At 70.9% G+C, this 15,002-nt stretch carries 16 protein-coding genes; 11 read left to right on the top strand and 5 right to left on the bottom strand.

Annotated elements, in window-relative coordinates:
* Window positions 1–7 precede the first annotated feature (7 nt).
* From ACLNGM_RS04120 to ACLNGM_RS04090, 7 genes are all read left to right on the top strand, one after another.
* Window positions 8–1,078: a catalase family protein gene (locus ACLNGM_RS04120; protein WP_416357314.1), complete on the top strand. Its 1,071-nt coding sequence runs from the start codon at window positions 8–10 to the stop codon at window positions 1,076–1,078.
* 81 nt (window positions 1,079–1,159) lie between these two features.
* Entirely contained in the window at window positions 1,160–1,345 is a 186-nt protein-coding gene (locus ACLNGM_RS04115) for a hypothetical protein (protein WP_090963199.1), read from the top strand.
* Window positions 1,346–1,359: 14 nt separating this feature from the next.
* Window positions 1,360–1,647, top strand: coding sequence for a hypothetical protein (locus ACLNGM_RS04110; RefSeq protein ID WP_090963198.1), 288 nt, complete (start codon window positions 1,360–1,362; stop codon window positions 1,645–1,647).
* A 217-nt stretch (window positions 1,648–1,864) separates the two neighbouring features.
* The gene (locus ACLNGM_RS04105; RefSeq protein ID WP_416357313.1) at window positions 1,865–2,572 is read left to right on the top strand and encodes a dihydrofolate reductase family protein; all 708 of its coding nucleotides are present in this window, start codon (window positions 1,865–1,867) and stop codon (window positions 2,570–2,572) included.
* Between the two features lie 184 nt (window positions 2,573–2,756).
* The gene (locus tag ACLNGM_RS04100) at window positions 2,757–3,578 is read left to right on the top strand and encodes a MetQ/NlpA family ABC transporter substrate-binding protein (RefSeq protein ID WP_416357312.1); all 822 of its coding nucleotides are present in this window, start codon (window positions 2,757–2,759) and stop codon (window positions 3,576–3,578) included.
* Between the two features lie 124 nt (window positions 3,579–3,702).
* Window positions 3,703–4,740, top strand: a complete 1,038-nt coding sequence (locus ACLNGM_RS04095; protein WP_416357311.1) for a methionine ABC transporter ATP-binding protein — start codon at window positions 3,703–3,705, stop codon at window positions 4,738–4,740.
* The gene (locus ACLNGM_RS04090; RefSeq protein ID WP_416357310.1) at window positions 4,721–5,377 is read left to right on the top strand and encodes a methionine ABC transporter permease; all 657 of its coding nucleotides are present in this window, start codon (window positions 4,721–4,723) and stop codon (window positions 5,375–5,377) included. Before ACLNGM_RS04095 ends, ACLNGM_RS04090 begins: the two co-directional genes overlap by 20 nt.
* Window positions 5,378–5,381: 4 nt before the next feature.
* On the opposite strand, the gene ACLNGM_RS04085 is transcribed toward ACLNGM_RS04090, so the two are convergent.
* Entirely contained in the window at window positions 5,382–6,242 is an 861-nt protein-coding gene (locus ACLNGM_RS04085; protein WP_416357309.1) for a glycosyltransferase family 2 protein, read from the bottom strand.
* The gene (locus tag ACLNGM_RS04080; protein ID WP_416357308.1) at window positions 6,224–8,299 is read right to left on the bottom strand and encodes an HAD-IIB family hydrolase; all 2,076 of its coding nucleotides are present in this window, start codon (window positions 8,297–8,299) and stop codon (window positions 6,224–6,226) included. The genes ACLNGM_RS04085 and ACLNGM_RS04080 overlap by 19 nt, the downstream gene beginning before the upstream one ends.
* Here ACLNGM_RS04080 and ACLNGM_RS04075 point away from each other — a divergent pair.
* Together ACLNGM_RS04075 and ACLNGM_RS04070 are read left to right on the top strand one after the other, a co-directional pair.
* Complete coding sequence (locus ACLNGM_RS04075) at window positions 8,216–9,427, top strand: glycosyltransferase family 4 protein (RefSeq protein WP_416357307.1); 1,212 nt, start codon at window positions 8,216–8,218, stop codon at window positions 9,425–9,427. The two genes, ACLNGM_RS04080 and ACLNGM_RS04075, sit on opposite strands and share 84 nt — an antisense overlap.
* A complete protein-coding gene (locus tag ACLNGM_RS04070) occupies window positions 9,427–10,623 on the top strand; it encodes a glycosyltransferase family 4 protein (protein ID WP_416357306.1) in 1,197 nt (398 codons plus the stop codon). Before ACLNGM_RS04075 ends, ACLNGM_RS04070 begins: the two co-directional genes overlap by 1 nt.
* Here the strand turns inward: ACLNGM_RS04070 and ACLNGM_RS04065 are convergent.
* Together ACLNGM_RS04065 and ACLNGM_RS04060 are read right to left on the bottom strand one after the other, a co-directional pair.
* Entirely contained in the window at window positions 10,605–11,570 is a 966-nt protein-coding gene (locus ACLNGM_RS04065; RefSeq protein WP_416357305.1) for a hypothetical protein, read from the bottom strand. The genes ACLNGM_RS04070 and ACLNGM_RS04065 overlap by 19 nt on opposite strands.
* Window positions 11,567–12,211 (bottom strand): hypothetical protein, encoded by a 645-nt coding sequence (locus ACLNGM_RS04060; protein WP_416357304.1) that lies wholly within the window; start codon window positions 12,209–12,211, stop codon window positions 11,567–11,569. The genes ACLNGM_RS04065 and ACLNGM_RS04060 overlap by 4 nt, the downstream gene beginning before the upstream one ends.
* Window positions 12,212–12,395: 184 nt before the next feature.
* On the opposite strand from ACLNGM_RS04060, the gene ACLNGM_RS04055 reads away from it, so the two are divergent.
* Window positions 12,396–13,538 (top strand): glycosyltransferase, encoded by a 1,143-nt coding sequence (locus tag ACLNGM_RS04055; RefSeq protein ID WP_416357303.1) that lies wholly within the window; start codon window positions 12,396–12,398, stop codon window positions 13,536–13,538.
* 7 nt (window positions 13,539–13,545) lie between these two features.
* Complete coding sequence (locus ACLNGM_RS04050) at window positions 13,546–14,196, top strand: hypothetical protein (protein ID WP_090963176.1); 651 nt, start codon at window positions 13,546–13,548, stop codon at window positions 14,194–14,196.
* Here the strand turns inward: ACLNGM_RS04050 and ACLNGM_RS04045 are convergent, their stop codons facing one another.
* A complete protein-coding gene (locus ACLNGM_RS04045) occupies window positions 14,197–14,964 on the bottom strand; it encodes a MauE/DoxX family redox-associated membrane protein (protein WP_416357302.1) in 768 nt (255 codons plus the stop codon).
* Window positions 14,965–15,002 lie beyond the last annotated feature (38 nt).

Genomic DNA, 15,002 nt, shown 5'->3' with positions numbered 1-15,002 from the left:
GCAGGATATGATCGCGCAAGCTGTACTCTACCGGCCGGAGGTCGAGTTCGTCGATCCCGGCGAGAGCGAAACCGTCGAGGGCCTGAAGGAGACGTTCGACACGATCCTGGAGCGCACCGCGGAAGACTACGGCCATGCCGTTCGCTCCGTGCACGCGAAGTCCCACGGCATCCTGGAGGGCGAGCTGCGGATCGACGAGGGTTTGCCGCCCGAGCTGGCGCAGGGTCTCTTCGCCAAGCCCGGCACCCACAAGGTGTTCCTGCGCATGTCGACCAATGCGGGCGACATCCTGCCCGACGCGATCAGCCTGCCACGCGGTCTCGCGATCAAGGTGCTCGACGTTGCCGGCGAGCGGCTGCCCGGCTCGGAAGGGTCGGCGCAGGACTTCGTGATGGTCAACGCGCCGGTGTTCCAGGCTGAGAGCGCCAAGCAGTTCCTCGGCAGCCTCAAGCTCCTCGCCGCCACGACCGACCGGATCGAAGGCACCAAGAAGGTCGCCTCGAAGGTGCTGCGCGGCGTGCGCACGGCGCTGGAGACGGTCGGCATCGAGAGCCCGACCGTCAACACGCTCGGCGGCGCGCCGAACGTCGAGCCGCTCGGCGAGACCTACTATTCCACGACGCCCTTCCGCTACGGCGACCATATCGCCAAGTTCAGCCTGAAACCCGTCGCGCCTGCGATGACGGCGCTGACCGGCCAGGAGATCGAGGTCGAGGGCCGCGACAATGCGGTGCGCGAGGAAGTGCGGCGCGAGATGGCCGGTCTCGACGCCGAATGGGAGTTCCGCGTCCAGCTCTGCCGCAATCTCGATCGGCAGCCGGTCGAGGATGCGACGGTCGCCTGGGACGAGACCGAGGCGCCTTTCCAGCGCGTCGGCACCATCCGCGCCAAGGCGCAGGACAGCTGGGACGACGCCCGCGTGCAGAAGGTCAACGAGGAGATGCGCTTCTCGGTCTGGACCGGCATTGCGGATCACCAGCCGCTCGGCAACATCAACCGGGCCCGCCGCGAGCCCTACCGCCATTCGGCCGACTTCCGCGCCCGGTTCAACGGCTGCCCCTATCACGAGCCGTCCTGATCGACCGGCAGCGAAAGGGCCGCGTTGTCGAACCGGCGCGGCTTTCGCGCGTTGCGTCCGAATGCAAGGAGACTTCGATCGATGACGCTTCGCCCGACCCTCACCGCCGCCGCGCTTCTCGCCGTTCTCGGCCTCGGTGCCTGCAAGGACAACGGCACGGTGGAAACCCAGCCCGGCGCCGGCTCGGCCGCGACGCAGACCCTGACGCAGAGCCAGCAGTCCTCCGCCTCGGACGGCAGCGGCGGCGACGCGCACGCCGGCCACTGACGGGCTCCCCAGCGATGGCGACCGGGTGTCTCGAACCCCGCATCCTCGCCGAGCGCCTCGACGGCTGGCCGGAAGGCCATTGCGAAGGCTCGTTCGAGGGGCGGCGCTTCGGCGTCACGCTGCATCGGTCCGGCGACGGTCGCCGGATCTGGCTCTACGGCGAGGAGCGGGGCGGCGGCGGCATCGTCAGCGCCAACCTCTACCGTCTGGCGGACGGCGAGGCGCTCCTGCGCCCCTGCGAGATGCCGGCGGAGGTGGTGGCCCGCTTCGTCCTCGGCTTTCGGCCGGAAATCCCGTCGTAACCCTTCGTTAACCTCGCGCGCCGAGGCTGCTCCCTTCCCGCAACGGACCGGAGACGCCCCATGCGCCGTTCATCCCCCTCGCCCCGCCTCGGCATCGCCTTCGGCCTTTTGGCCTTCGCCCTTCCCCTGATCGTGGTCGCCACCGTCGCCTGACGACGGCGCGCAACGGGGACGGGCCGACGACGCGGGGCTCTTTTTTTAAGAAGGAGCCTGTCCCATGAGCCAACGCCCCCATGTCGTCTGTCATATGACGTCCTCGATCGACGGCCGTCTGCACCCGAGCCGCTACACGCAGAGCCCCGACGGCGCGGTAAAGGACTGGAGCGGCGCCTACGAGGCGATCCATGAGACCCTGAAGGGCGACGCCTGGCTCGTCGGGCGCACCACGATGGCCGAGATGGCCAAGGGTGAGCCGCACCGGCCCGAGACGTTCGACAAGCCGGCCCGCCCGATCCACCGTGCGCCCCGCGCGGATGAGCGCCCGCTGGCGATCGCGCCGGACACCGCGGGCAAGCTGCATTTCCGCGGCCCCGACGTCGGCGGCGATCCGGTGGTCGTGCTTCTCGGCAACGGCGTGTCCGACGCCCATCTTGCCGAACTCGTCGCCGATGGCGTCAGCTACGTCGTCTCGGACGGGCCTGAGGTCGATCTGGAGAAGGCGCTGGAGGTCCTGTCGAACGCGTTCGGCGTCCGGCGCCTCCTCGTCGAGGGGGGAGCCGCGATCAACGGCTCGTTCTTCGCCGCCGGGCTCGTCGACGAGTTCAGCGTCGTGCTGGCGCCCGCGCTCGACGGTGGCACCGAGGTCGAGGGCATCGTCGCCTTCGGCAAGGAGGGACTGAAGGGCAAGGCCCAGTTGTCGCTCCAGTCGGCGGAAACGATCGAGGGCGGTGCGGTGCATCTGCGCTACCGGGTCCTCCCGGGCTGACGGCGGTCGAGGGGCCGCCACGCTACCGGCGCGGCGCTTCAATCCACCGGAATGGTCGAATTTGTCGCGCCAAGCCGGATTTTTAGGCAGTCGATCCTTTTCGTGCTGCAACGCGAAACGCTAGGGTCCTTCCGTCGGATCGCCCCCAAGTGCGATCTGTGCCATTTCAACCGGAGATACGCCGATGCGTCGCCCCTCGTCCTTCCTGTCCGCCCTGTCGCGCCGCACGGTCCTCGGCCTGATGTCCGGCGCGATGCTGGCCGCCACGGCCGCGGGCGCCGCGGCCGAGACGGTGAAGGTCGGCATCATGTCGGGCGAGGACGAGGCGGTCTGGCAGGTCGTTACGCAGGAGGCGGCGAAGGCCGGGCTCACCGTCGAGACCGTCGCCTTTTCCGACTATGTCCAGCCCAACGAGGCGCTGGCGAACGGCGAGCTCCAGGCCAACGCCTTCCAGCACCAGCCCTATCTCGACGCGCAGGTGCAGCAGCACGGCTACGACATCGTGCCGGTCGGCTACACGCTGGTCCAGCCGATCGGCCTCTACTCGCGCAAGCACAAGAGCGTCGCCGAGATTCCGGACGGCGGCTCGATCGGCATCCCGAACGATCCGTCGAACGCCGGCCGCGCGCTGAACCTTCTCGCCGCGCAGGGTCTCCTCAAGCTCCGCGACGGGGCCGGCATCCTCGCCACCGCGATCGACGTCGAGGAGAACCCGAAGAACCTCGAGATCCGCGAGCTCGACGCCGGCATCGTCGGCCGCTCGATCGACGATCTCGACGCGGGCGTCGTCAACACCGACTGGGCGCTGAAGAGCGGCATCGATCCGGCTCGGGAGCGGATCGCGCAGGAGCCGCTGGAGAACAATCCCTATCGCAACTTCATCGCGGTGCGCGCTGCCGACAAGGACGCGCCCTGGGTGAAGACGCTGGTCGCGGCCTACCAGACCGATGCGGTGAAGGCCGCGCTCAACGACGCCTACAAGGGCACGACGCTGCCCGCCTGGTAAGCGCCCGCCGCCCGTCCTGTTCGTCTCGCCCAGAGGGCCCGCCTTCACCGAAGGCGGGCCCGGATGCGTTTTCATCCGGCCGGCAGGCCTTTCCTTCCGCGTCGGCCTTCGGCATGTCCCACCCATGACCTCTCCCGCCCCCATCCTCAGCCTCGCCGGCGTGCGCAAGCGCTTCGGCGACCACACCGCCCTCTCGGACATCGACCTCACCGTCGGCTCGGGCGAAATCCTCGGCATCATCGGCCGCAGCGGCGCCGGCAAGTCGACCCTCATCCGCTGCATCAACGGGCTGGAGCGCCCGGACGCCGGCACGGTCGCGATCGAGGGACGCGAGATCCAGGCTCTGGGGGAAAGCGCGCTGAAGCCCGTGCGGCGGCGCATCGGCATGGTGTTCCAGCACTTCAACCTCCTCGCCAACCGCACGGCGGCCGAGAATGTCGAGCTGCCGCTCATCATCGCGGGCATGGCGCGGGGCGCGCGGCAGGCCCGCGTGCGCGACCTCCTGCAGCTCGTCGGCCTCGAGGGCCGCGAGGACCGCTATCCCGCGCAGCTCTCGGGCGGCCAGAAGCAGCGCGTCGGCATCGCACGAGCCCTGGCGCCCGAGCCGGCGATGCTCCTGTCCGACGAGGCGACCTCGGCGCTCGACCCGGAAACCACCGAGCAGATTTTGGCGCTTCTTGCCGACATCAACCGCCGCCTCGGCCTCACCATCCTCCTCATCACCCACGAGATGGACGTCGTGCGCCGCATCGCGGGACGCGTCGTGGTGCTCGAGAACGGCCGAATCGCCGAAACCGGCGAGACGTGGCGCGTCTTCGCCGACCCGCAGGCCGCCGTCACGAAGAGCCTCCTCGGCTTCGACGCCGCCGCGCTGCCGCCGGGCCTCGTGCTGGCGCCGGGCGGCGCCGGCGAGGCGCTGGTCCGCATCGATCTCGGGGGACCCGGCGCCAGCGCCCCGCTCCTGTCGGACCTTGGCACCCGTTTCGGCGCCTCGGCCCGCATCCTGTCGGGCGGTGTCGAGCCGGTCGGCGGCGTTCCGGTCGGGCGCCTCTTCGTCGGCGTGACCCCGGCCCGGCCGGACGATCTCGAGCCGATCCTCGCCCATCTTGCCTCGTCCACCATCCGCACGGAGCTTCTCGGCCATGTCGTCCGCGCTGACTGACCTCCTCATCCGCGCGACGTGGGAGACGATCCTGATGACGCTGGCCTCCGGCCTCGTCTCGCTCCTCGTCGGCCTGCCGATCGGCCTCCTTCTCACCGTGACCGCCAAGGGCGGCATCCTGGAGGAGCCCTGGACGAACCGCATCCTCGGCAGCTTCGTCAACGCCTTCCGCTCGGTGCCCTTCATCATCCTCCTGGTCGCGCTGATCCCGCTGACGCGCCTCATCGTCGGCACGTCGATCGGCACCTATGCCGCGATCGTGCCGCTCTCGATCGCCGCGATCCCCTATTACGCGCGGATCGCCGAGGTGAGCCTTCGCGAGGTCGACCCGAACCTCGTCGAGACGGCGCGCGCCATGGGCGCCGGGCGCTGGACGATCGTGCGACACGTCCTCCTGTCGGAGGCGATGCCCGGCCTCGTCGCGGGCTTCATCGTGACGCTGATCACGCTGGTCGGCGCAACGGCGGTGGCCGGCGCGATCGGCGCCGGCGGGCTCGGCGACCTTGCCATCCGCTACGGCTACCAGCGCTTCCAGACCGAGGTCATGGTGGCCGTGGTCGCCGTCCTCGTCGTGCTCGTCTGCCTCATGCAGTGGGCGGGCGACCGGCTCGTCGCCCGGCTCGATCACCGGCGCTGACGGGTCAGGAGAAGAGGCGCTCCGCCGCGCCCGCGCCGGACGCCTCGATCTCGGCCGGCGAGGGAGCGCGCAGGAGACGGATCGCCTCGTCCCCCCAATCGATCAGCCCGGCGTCGCGGAACTGGCCGAGCCAGTAGTCCATGCACCAGCGCCCATGCCGCTCGCGAAACAGCGCGGCGTTGCGCAGGATGTGGTCGAAGTGGTGGAGCGGGGGCACCCGGACCGGGTGATGCTGATGATAGCACCGCGCCCCCGCCGTCCAGAAGAACGGCAGGCCGGAGGCGGCCATGCGCACGGCAAAGTCCGTCTCCTCGCCGCCATAGCCGACGAAGCGCTCGTCCATGCCGCCCACCGTGTGCCAGCGCGCGGCGGGCAGCGCGAAGGAGAGGCCCCAGAGCTCGCCCGCATCCGGCTCGCGGCGCACGCCCCGGTTCGGCACGGCGGGCTTGGACGGGTGGACGCGGCCGAGCGCGTCGAGCCGCGCGAAGTCGAGCCCGGCCTCCGCCGCGCCGGCCGGAAGATAGAGGACCTCACCGAGAAACAGGCCGTCCTGCCCTTTGGCGGCCGCACGATAGGCCTCGACCACGGTCGGTGAGGGGATGCAGTCGACGTCGAGGAAGATCAGAAGGTCCGACGCCGCCGTTTCGGCCGCCCGGTTGCGGGCCGCGGCGAGCGGCATCGGCTCGCCCGGCACCATGACGTGGCGCACGGGGCAGCCGGGATCGGGCAGATCGGCAAAGACCGCGTCCTGCATCCAGGCGATCACGAGTTCCGACGGGCGCTGCGTCTGGCGGGCGAGCCCCTGCATCAGGCGGGCGAGGTGATCCCGCCGCCCGTGCACCAGCGTCAGGACGCTGGCTTGCATGCGGCCCTCGCCTTGTCGCGGAAGTGGAGGACGCCCTCGATCACGCCGCGCGCATGGGTGTTGCGCGCGACATAGGAGTGGCGAAGCGCCGGCATGGCGGCGAGGCCGTCGGAGAAGTTGCCGACGATGATCGCCTGCGGAATGGTGCGCAGCATCTCGATGTCGTTGCCCGAGTCGCCGGCGACGAAGACGGCGTCCTGCGACAGGCCGAGCCGCGTGCGCACGAAGTCGACCGCGGTGCCCTTGGAAGCACGGATCGGCAGGATGTCGAGATAGCGTCCGTGGCTGTGGATCACCGAGCATTTCAGCCCGGCCCGCTCCAGCGCCGCGCGCACCCGCCCGACGATGCCGGGCTGCCCCTCGGTGAAGTAGCTGAGCTTGTGGGCGCGCTGCTCGAGCGGCGCCTGCGGCAGGAGGCCCGGCACCCGTGCCAGCGCCCGGCGCGCCTCGTCCCGGTCCCAGGCGCGCGAGACGATGGCGCGCCACTCGGCGTCCTGCGTGTAGGTCGTGCCGTTCGGATCGAGGTGATGGATCTCCGAGCCGACCGAGGAGATCACGACCTGCGGACGCGGCGCGTCCTGCTGTTCGAGGATCGCGAGCGCCGAGTGGAACGAGCGGCCGGTCGCGACGCCGAAGGCGAGCCCCGGCTGGCGCTCGCGCCAGGTGCCGAAGGTGCGCACGCCGTCGGCGCAGCCGACGAGCGTGTTGTCGATATCGCAGATGAGAAGCTGCTCAGGCCGCGTCGCGGCGTCGCTGAGGGTCGTGAGGGAGCCGAGTAGCGCATGGTAGCGCGCGGCGTGGCGCGTCCAGTCGTAGGCCGCCGCAACCTTGTCGCCCGCGGCCGCGAAGCGCGCATAGACGGCCTCGTCCGACAGGATCGTCAGCGCGGCCTCGGCGATCGCCGCGTCGAGACGCGGGTTCACGAGGATACCGTTGCCGCACATCTCGACGATGTCGTTGGGCCCGCCGGAATCGGTCGCGACCAGCGGCAGGCCGGCGGCCGAGGCTTCGAGCAGCGTCAGGCCGAAGGGCTCGTTCAACGCCGGGTTGACGAAGAGGCCGCCGCGCGCCTTGGCGTGGGCGTAGATCGCCGGCACGTCCTCGGGCCGGTGGTGCTTCGGATAGGCGACGCGCCCGTAGAGGTCGTAGCGGTCGATCAGGGCGAGAAGCTCGGCGACGGTCTCGGCCATGTCGCCGTCGAGCGTCGCGTAGTCCTCGCGCGCGCCGGCGAACAGGACGAGATTGGCGCGATCCTGCAGCGCCGGGCTTTCGCCGAAGGCCCGCACCAGGGCGGCGAGGTTCTTCTTGGCGACCGGCCGGGCGAGAGCCAGGATCACCGGCTTGTCCGGCTCGCGCAGGAAGCGGGCGATGGAAGCGTCGACGCGTGCGCAGGTCGGCGCGCCGGCAAAGCGCTGGAGATCGCTACCCGGCGCGAGGATGCGGATCCGCCCGGGCTCGTAGGCCTCGTAGCCCATCCACTGCACCTCGGCTTCATCCCGCGAGGAGGCGATCACCAGCGAGGCGTCGGCGAGCGCCGCGTTCTCGGCCCCGATGCGACGGTCGAGCGCCGCGTCGTCGCCGGGCCGGAGGCCGAGCGTCTCGCGCTTCACGCGCCCCAGCGAGTGGGCGGTGAAGACGAAGGGGATGCCGAGCCGCGCCTCCACGATCGCGGCAACGCTCGCGGCGTCGGCATAGTGGGCGTGGAGGACGTCGGGGCGCCGGTCCCCGGCCTCGATGAAGGCGACGAGCGCGTCGGCGAAGCTGCCGACCTCGGTATGGAGCGCTTCCTTTTCGAGATAGGCCGGGTCCTCGGTCCAGAAGCGGACGATCTCGGTCTTCCCGTCGATCCGCTCGAAGCCTTGCGCATAGTCGGCGCCGAGACGCATGTCCTCGAAGCGGCGCGTGGCGATCACGATGCGGGAGACGACGGGGTCCGCCGAGGATGCCGCCACGAGGTCCAGGAGGTAGCGGATATGCCCGCCGGTATCGGCCGTCAGCCCGTATTCCACGTCCTTTGCGCGCAGGCACCCTTGAAGTGCGACATGAAGAATGAACATGGCTCTCTCCAACCCTTGACGCAAAACCACTCGAACAGATCAGAGCAACGGCTCATGCAGGTAAATCCAACGGCGAAGCCCGGTAAAAATATCCGGGTCGCCCAAGTTGCTCCGACAATATTTCCGGTGCCACCCAAAGATCACGGCGGGACGGAGAGAGTCATCCACGATCTCTCCATTGCGCTCCAAGACCTCGGAGTCGAGGTAACGCTATTGGCCCCGGCGGACAGTGCGACCGATGTACCAAGGGTCGGAATCTGGCCAAGTTTGTTTAGCTTGGAAGCGAAATACGGGACTGTGCCGCCCTCCATCCCCGCCGTCCTGGAAGCGGCGCGGATGGAGGACCTGCGCACGCGTCTCGACGCCTTCGACATCGTCCATTGCCACGGCGAGTTCTTCCATGCGGCGCTGCTCGGCGAGCGCCGCCGGCACAGCCTCACCACCATCCACTGGCGGGTGGACGAGCTCGACCGGGAAATCTTCTTCCAGACCTTCCCGGACCTTCCCGTCGCCGCGATCTCGGGCGCGCAGGAGGCGATGCTTCCGGCCGCCAACCGGGCCGGCGTCGTCCATCACGGCATCGCAGAGGACCGCTATGCGCTGGCGGACGGCGCGGGCGGCTATCTCGCCTTCGTCGGCCGGATGACCGACCAGAAGCGGCCCGACCGGGCGATCCGGGTCGCCGACGCCGCGGGCCGCCCGATCCGCCTCGCCGGCACGGTGGATGTCGGCAATCCTACCTATTTCGAGCGCGAGGTGCGCCCGCTCCTGTCGGACACGGCGACCTATGTCGGCCCGCTCGGAGATGCTGCGAAGGGCGAGTTGCTCGGTGGTGCCGAGGCGCTGCTCTTTCCGATCGACTGGCCGGAGCCCTTCGGCCTCGTGATGATCGAGGCGATGGCCTGCGGCACGCCGGTCGTCGCCTGGGACCGGGGCTCGGTCCGCGAGATCGTCGACGAGGGCGTCACGGGCTTCGTCGTGTCGAGCGAGGCGGAGGCCGTCGAGGCGATCGCAAGGGCCCGGGCCCTCGACCGCGCGGGCGTGCGTCGCCGCTTCGAGGAGCGGTTCACCGCCCGTCGCATGGCCGCCGACTACCTCGCCCTCTACCGCAAGCTTCTGGACCGCTGATGCGCACCGCCCTCATCGCCTGGGACTACCCGCCCGCCCCGAGCGGCCTCTCGACCGCCGCGCGCGAGATCGCCGAAAGCCTCGTCGCAAGCGGCGCCGACGTGACCGTCCTGACGCTCGATCGGCGCGGCGTGTTGGAGGCGGGCGGCGTGCGGATCGTCGGCGCCGAACCCGTCTCGGGCGGTGGTATCGCGCGGCTGCGCCTCTTCGGCGCGGTCGGGCATCTGGCGGCGCCGCTCGCCGTCCGCCGCGCGATCCTCGCCGAGCACGCCCGACGCCCCTTCGACGTCGTCGAGGCGACGAACTGGTATGCGCCCGCCTGCCTACTCGCCCGCCGTCCGCCGATGGCGCTCGTCACGCGCAACTCGACGCCGGCCGCCTTCTCGCGCGAGCCGGCGGACACCTTGCGCGACCGGCTCGACGGCTGGGCGGCCGACCGGCTGGAGGCGCGGCAGGCGCGCGGCAGCCATGGGCTCATCTCCAACACCGCCGACCATGGGCGGCGTATCGCGGCGGAATACGGGCTGGTCGAGGGCGACCGGCCGCATGCCGTGATCGGCCTCAGCCTCGCGCCCGCCATGCTGGCCCGCGCGCGAGCGGCGGGCTATCCCGGCGCCGCCGACGGCGAGCCGATCCGCCTTCTCTTCGTCGGCCGGCCGGAGCACCGCAAGGGCTTCGACGCGATCCTCGGGGCGGCGGAGATCCTCGGCCGCGAGGCGGACGCGGGCACCCTGCCCCCGTTCCAGGTCCGGCTGGCGGGCGTCGACGGGTCAGCGCTCGACGGCGTGGCGGCAGGGCCTAGCGCGCGCCTCGAACCGCTCGGCCGCCTGCACGAGGACGATCTCGCGCGCGAATACGAGGCGGCGCACGCGGTCCTCGCCCCGTCGCGCTACGAGAGCTTCGGCCTCGTCTACCAGGAGGGCATGGCCTACGGCCGGCCGATGGTGGCCTCGATGGAGGATGCCAGCGCCCGCGAGTTCGTGGGCGCGACGGGGGCCGGCGCCATGGCGCGCGAGACGACGGGGCCCGCGCTCGCCGAGGCGCTGCGCCCGGTGATCGCCGAGGCCGGTGTGCGCGAGACCCTGCGCCAGCGCGCGCTGACGGCGGCCGGCCGCTTCACCCGCGAGACGCTGGGGCGAGAGACGCTGGCGCTCTACGAGGAGGCGATCGCGCGCTTTCAGTCGCAAAAGGGCTGAAGCAGGGCGTCCTCCTCCTCGAGCCGCCCCGCGCCGGGCGCCATCGCCTCGTAGGCGCGCGAGCGGGTCTCGACCCGCGCGCGGGACAGATGGTGGTCGATCGCCCCATGCAGCGCGAGGAGGCTGCGCTGCCACGGCCGGTCCGGCCGCTCGTGGACGCGGCCGGCATAGCGGACCTCGCGTCGGTTGAGCCGGTACTGCGTGTCGGGAAAGAGGTCGGCGAGGCGGCCGTCGACGAGATTGCGCCGCGGCAGGCCGACCGACACGGCGCCGCCCGCCTCGGCCAGCCTTGCGAGCGCCGGCAGAAGCGCGGCCGCGGCCGGCTCCAGCGTCTCGTCGGTGTCGAGCTGCAGCATCCACGGGGCAGGCGAGAGATCCTGCAGCGCGTTGCGCTGGGCAGCGAAATCGCCCGCCATCGGGCGGCGCGCAACGAGGATACCGGGCTCCGCCGTAAAGGCCGGTCCTTCGCCGTCGATGAGGATCACAATGGTCGCCCCCATCGCCAGGTGCAGGCGGAGCATCTCCCGTGCCGCGTCCCATTCCGCGGCCCGGCACATCAGTCCCATCGCGATGGGGTCGGCGCAATTTTCATCGAGATCCGCGAGGTCGGCCTCGGCCGCAAGATCGGCATGCGGATGGGCGAGTGCCGCGCGCTGCGCGGCATCCGCGGGGGTCGCGCCGCGGCGCCAGCGCGTGGCGGCGGCGCGCAGCGTGAAGATGTCGAGGCCGTACGGGGCGTCCCGGTCGAGGCGGAACCGCTCGGCGGTCATCGCCGCGCCGAGATGCTCCAGCGCGTCGGGCCCCTCCGCCCGGTCGGTCAGGACGCCGCAGAAGCTGCAGGCCAGCGCGAAGCGCCGCGTGGCCCCGTTCGGCCAGGACAGGTGCCGGTCGCTCGGCGCAAGCGCCCGGCCGCCGCACAGGAAGCAGCGCGGCGCGGGTACGCTCATGCGGCGAGCGAGGCGGCGAGCGGATGGAGGCGCAGGAGGCCGCCTGCCGCCATCGCCTCGAACCAGCGTCGCTCGCGCGCCCAGTCGTGCCCCTCCCAGCCCTCGAAGCCGAAGCCGTGGACGTCGATCTCCACCATGCCGCCATAGCGGCGCAGGAGATGAAGTGACACGAGGAAGCCGGTGCTCGGCGGCGGCGGCGGGCTGCCGGGCGTGTGGATCAGCGCCGCCGCCTCGCGGTGGACGGTGGCGGGCAGCAGCGTGATCGGCCGGCCGAGCGGGCGCAGCCGCGCCTCCGCCTCGTCGGTCCAGTCGCGCCCGTCCTTGTTGTCCGGGCGGGCCGAGGCGGGCTTGCGGGGAAAGGGAAACAGGAAGGTCTCGGCGGCCCGCACCGCAGGACGATCGAGAAAGCCCGGATCGTCCAGCCATTCGCGCATCTGCCCGCCGTGGTTGACAAGGGCGAGATGGGTCACGCGGCGCCCCGCACGGGTCCCGAAGCCGGCGGCGTTGTTGAAGCGCACCACCCAGTCGGCGGCGTCGATCGCCGCGCCGCAGTCGCCGAGTTCCGGCGCGTTGCCGACGATCGCGATGCGACGCGGGGTTCGGCGCAGGGGCGAGGGCCCGCCACGCGGTGTATCCGACATCAGCCCGTCCTCGTTTCCGTCCGCCAGCTCCGCTACATGCCCCCGCGCCGCCCGAAGGAAAGGGCGAACCTGCGTCACTTCGCGCGGAGCACGGTGACAAAAGCGAAGGGAGCCATAGATTCTCACACCTCGCATTCCGCCGGACGGGGGTTCGGCGCGGGAGACCCGAGGGGAACGCTCAACTGTGCCGAAGCCCATCACCTTCTTCGTCCATCACCAGGGCCGCGGCCACGCCAACCGCACCATGGCGCTGGTGTCCGAGTTCTCGCGCGACCGGCCGGTCTCGGTGATGACGGCGGGGCCGCACCTCTTCGACGGCTTCCGGCGCGACATCGAGATCGTGCCCCTGCCCAACATGATCGGCGCGGCGGTGCCGACGCCGCGCCTCTACGCCGAGCCGACGCCGCAGGTGATGCACTGCGTGCCGCTCGGCCTTGCCGAGATGCGGCGCACGATGCGCACCATCCTCGACCATCTCGACGAGCGCGAGGTCGGACTCTTTGTGGTGGACGTCTCGTCCGAGATCGCGCTCCTGTCGCGCATCGCGAGCGTTCCCGCCGTCCAGATCCGCATGCACGGCGACCGCTCGGACATCGGACACATCGGCTCCTACGAGGCCTCGGTCGGCATGCTCGCGCCCTTCGACGAGCGGCTGGAGCAGGACGACTATCCCGCGCATCTGCGCGCCAAGACCTTCTATTCCGGTGGCCTGTGCACGACGCTCGACGCGGTGCCGGAGAAGGCCGAGGCGCGTCGCCGCCTCGGGCTCGACCCGACCCGCGAGATCATCGTGACCGTGACGGGCGGCGGCGGCAGCGGCACACCTTACGCGCCCCTGACCGTGGCGGCCCGCGCCGCGCCGGATGCGCTCTGGCTGACGCTCGGGCCCACCCACCGCGAGGGGCACGAGACGGATTTCGCCAACCTGTCCGAACTCGGCTGGGTGCCCGGCGTGACCGATTATCTCGCCGCCGCCGACATCGTGATCGCGTCGGCCGGCGACAACACGATCCACGAGGTCGCGCGCGTCGGCGCCCGGCTGATCGTCATGCCGGAATGGCGCTATTTCGGCGAGCAGACGCGCAAAGCCGAGGCGCTGGTGAAGCTCGGCGCGGCGGTGACCGCCCCGATCTGGCCGGGCGATCTCGCCGGCTGGCAGGCGCTTCTGGCCGAGGCCCGCGCGCTCGACGGCGAGGCGATCCGCACGCTCCACGAGCCGGAGGCCGCCCAGCGCGCCGCCGGCTGGCTGGAAGGGCTGACGGACGAGCTCTGGGAGGGCGCGAAAAGCCGGGACGAGGCGGCCCCCGCCCTCAAGGTCGTCGGCTGACCCCGGCATGGCGACGCTTCTGACGGTGCTTCGCGGCGGTGGCCGCTACGACGCGCTTTGGGTCGAGCGGCTGGCGCGCGGCACGCGGCGCTTCGCCCCCGCCTTCACCCGCATCCTCTGCCTCACCGACATGGATCTCCGCGTCGAGGGCGTGGAAGCCGTGCCACTTCGGCACGACTGGCCCGTCTGGTGGTCCAAGATGGAAGCGTTCCGGCCGGGCCTCGCCACCGGCACCACGGTGCTCTGCGACCTCGACACGGTGTTTGCGGGCGATGCCTCGGCGCTCGCCGAGCCGGGCCTTTGCGCGATGGAGGACTATTTCCTGAAAGGCCGCGTCTCCACCGCGCTCCTGCGCTGGGAGGGCGACGAACTCAGGCGCCTCTACGAGACCTTCGCGGCCGAGCCGGAGCGCTGGATGCAGCCGGGCTCCTGCGGCGCCGTGCCCAACAGCGTCCATGGCGACCAGGTCGTGGTGGATCATCTCCTGCGGCGCGAGGACCGGGTGCCGCCCTTCCTGCAGGCGCGCCATCCCGGCCTTCTCGACTTCTACGATCCCGCGACGGAGCGGCCCGGCCCCGTCGTGATCTTCATCGGCCAGTCCAAACCCGACCTTGCGGGCGAGCCGGTCGCCTCGCTCTGGCGGGGCGAGGCCGCCTGATCACAGGAACGCGTGCGCCCCCATCCACAGCGCCATCGCGACCATCATCACGTTCTCGGTAAGCGAGACGAAGCCGAGCGGCACGTTGGACGAGCCGCCGACGCAGGCGCATTTCAGCTCGCGCCGGTCGATATAGACCGCCTTGAACACCGAGACCGCGCCCACCGTGCCGATGAAGAGGGCGACCGGCACGGACACGAACGTCAGGGCGCCCGCCAGCATCAGGACGCCCGCGAGCCCTTCGGCGAAGGGGTAGATATAGGAATAGGGCACCCAGCGCTTGGCTAGGAGATCGTAGTTCAGAAACATCGTCGCGAAGGTCTCGACGTTCTGCAGCTTCTGGACGGCGAGTAGGCACATGGCGACCGCGATGAACCATTCCACCGTGCGCGCGGTGAACGGCGTGCCGAGGGCAGCGTAGCCGATTGCGAGCGCCATCAGCGCGCTCATGGCGAAGATCGCGATCACCGGCTTGTAGGTCGTCGCCTTGGGATCGGCGACGGGCTTGCCGAAGTAGCGGCGCGTGTCGTCGTAGCCGCCGATCCGCTCCCCGTCGATGAAGATCTGCGGCGTCGTCTTCACGCCGTGCTCGGCCTTGAACGCGTCCGTTTCCTCGCGCGTGCGCAGGGGATGGTCCTCCACCTCGAAGCCCTGTCGCTTCAGGAGATCGAGCGCCTTCAGCCCATAGGGGCAAGTGTGTTTCGCCATCACCATGCGATGGATCGCGGCGCGGCGGTGGCTGGCGGTGGGGGAGATGGCGGCGGACATCGGGGCGGCTTTCGCAAGGGATGGCAGGAAGGAGGGCC

This window comes from Aureimonas phyllosphaerae, from assembly GCF_047943035.1.
In the GTDB taxonomy this organism is placed as follows: domain Bacteria; phylum Pseudomonadota; class Alphaproteobacteria; order Rhizobiales; family Rhizobiaceae; genus Aureimonas; species Aureimonas phyllosphaerae.
The sequence above is the reverse complement of the archived record's forward strand: the minus strand, read 5'-3'. Positions and strand labels throughout refer to the sequence as shown.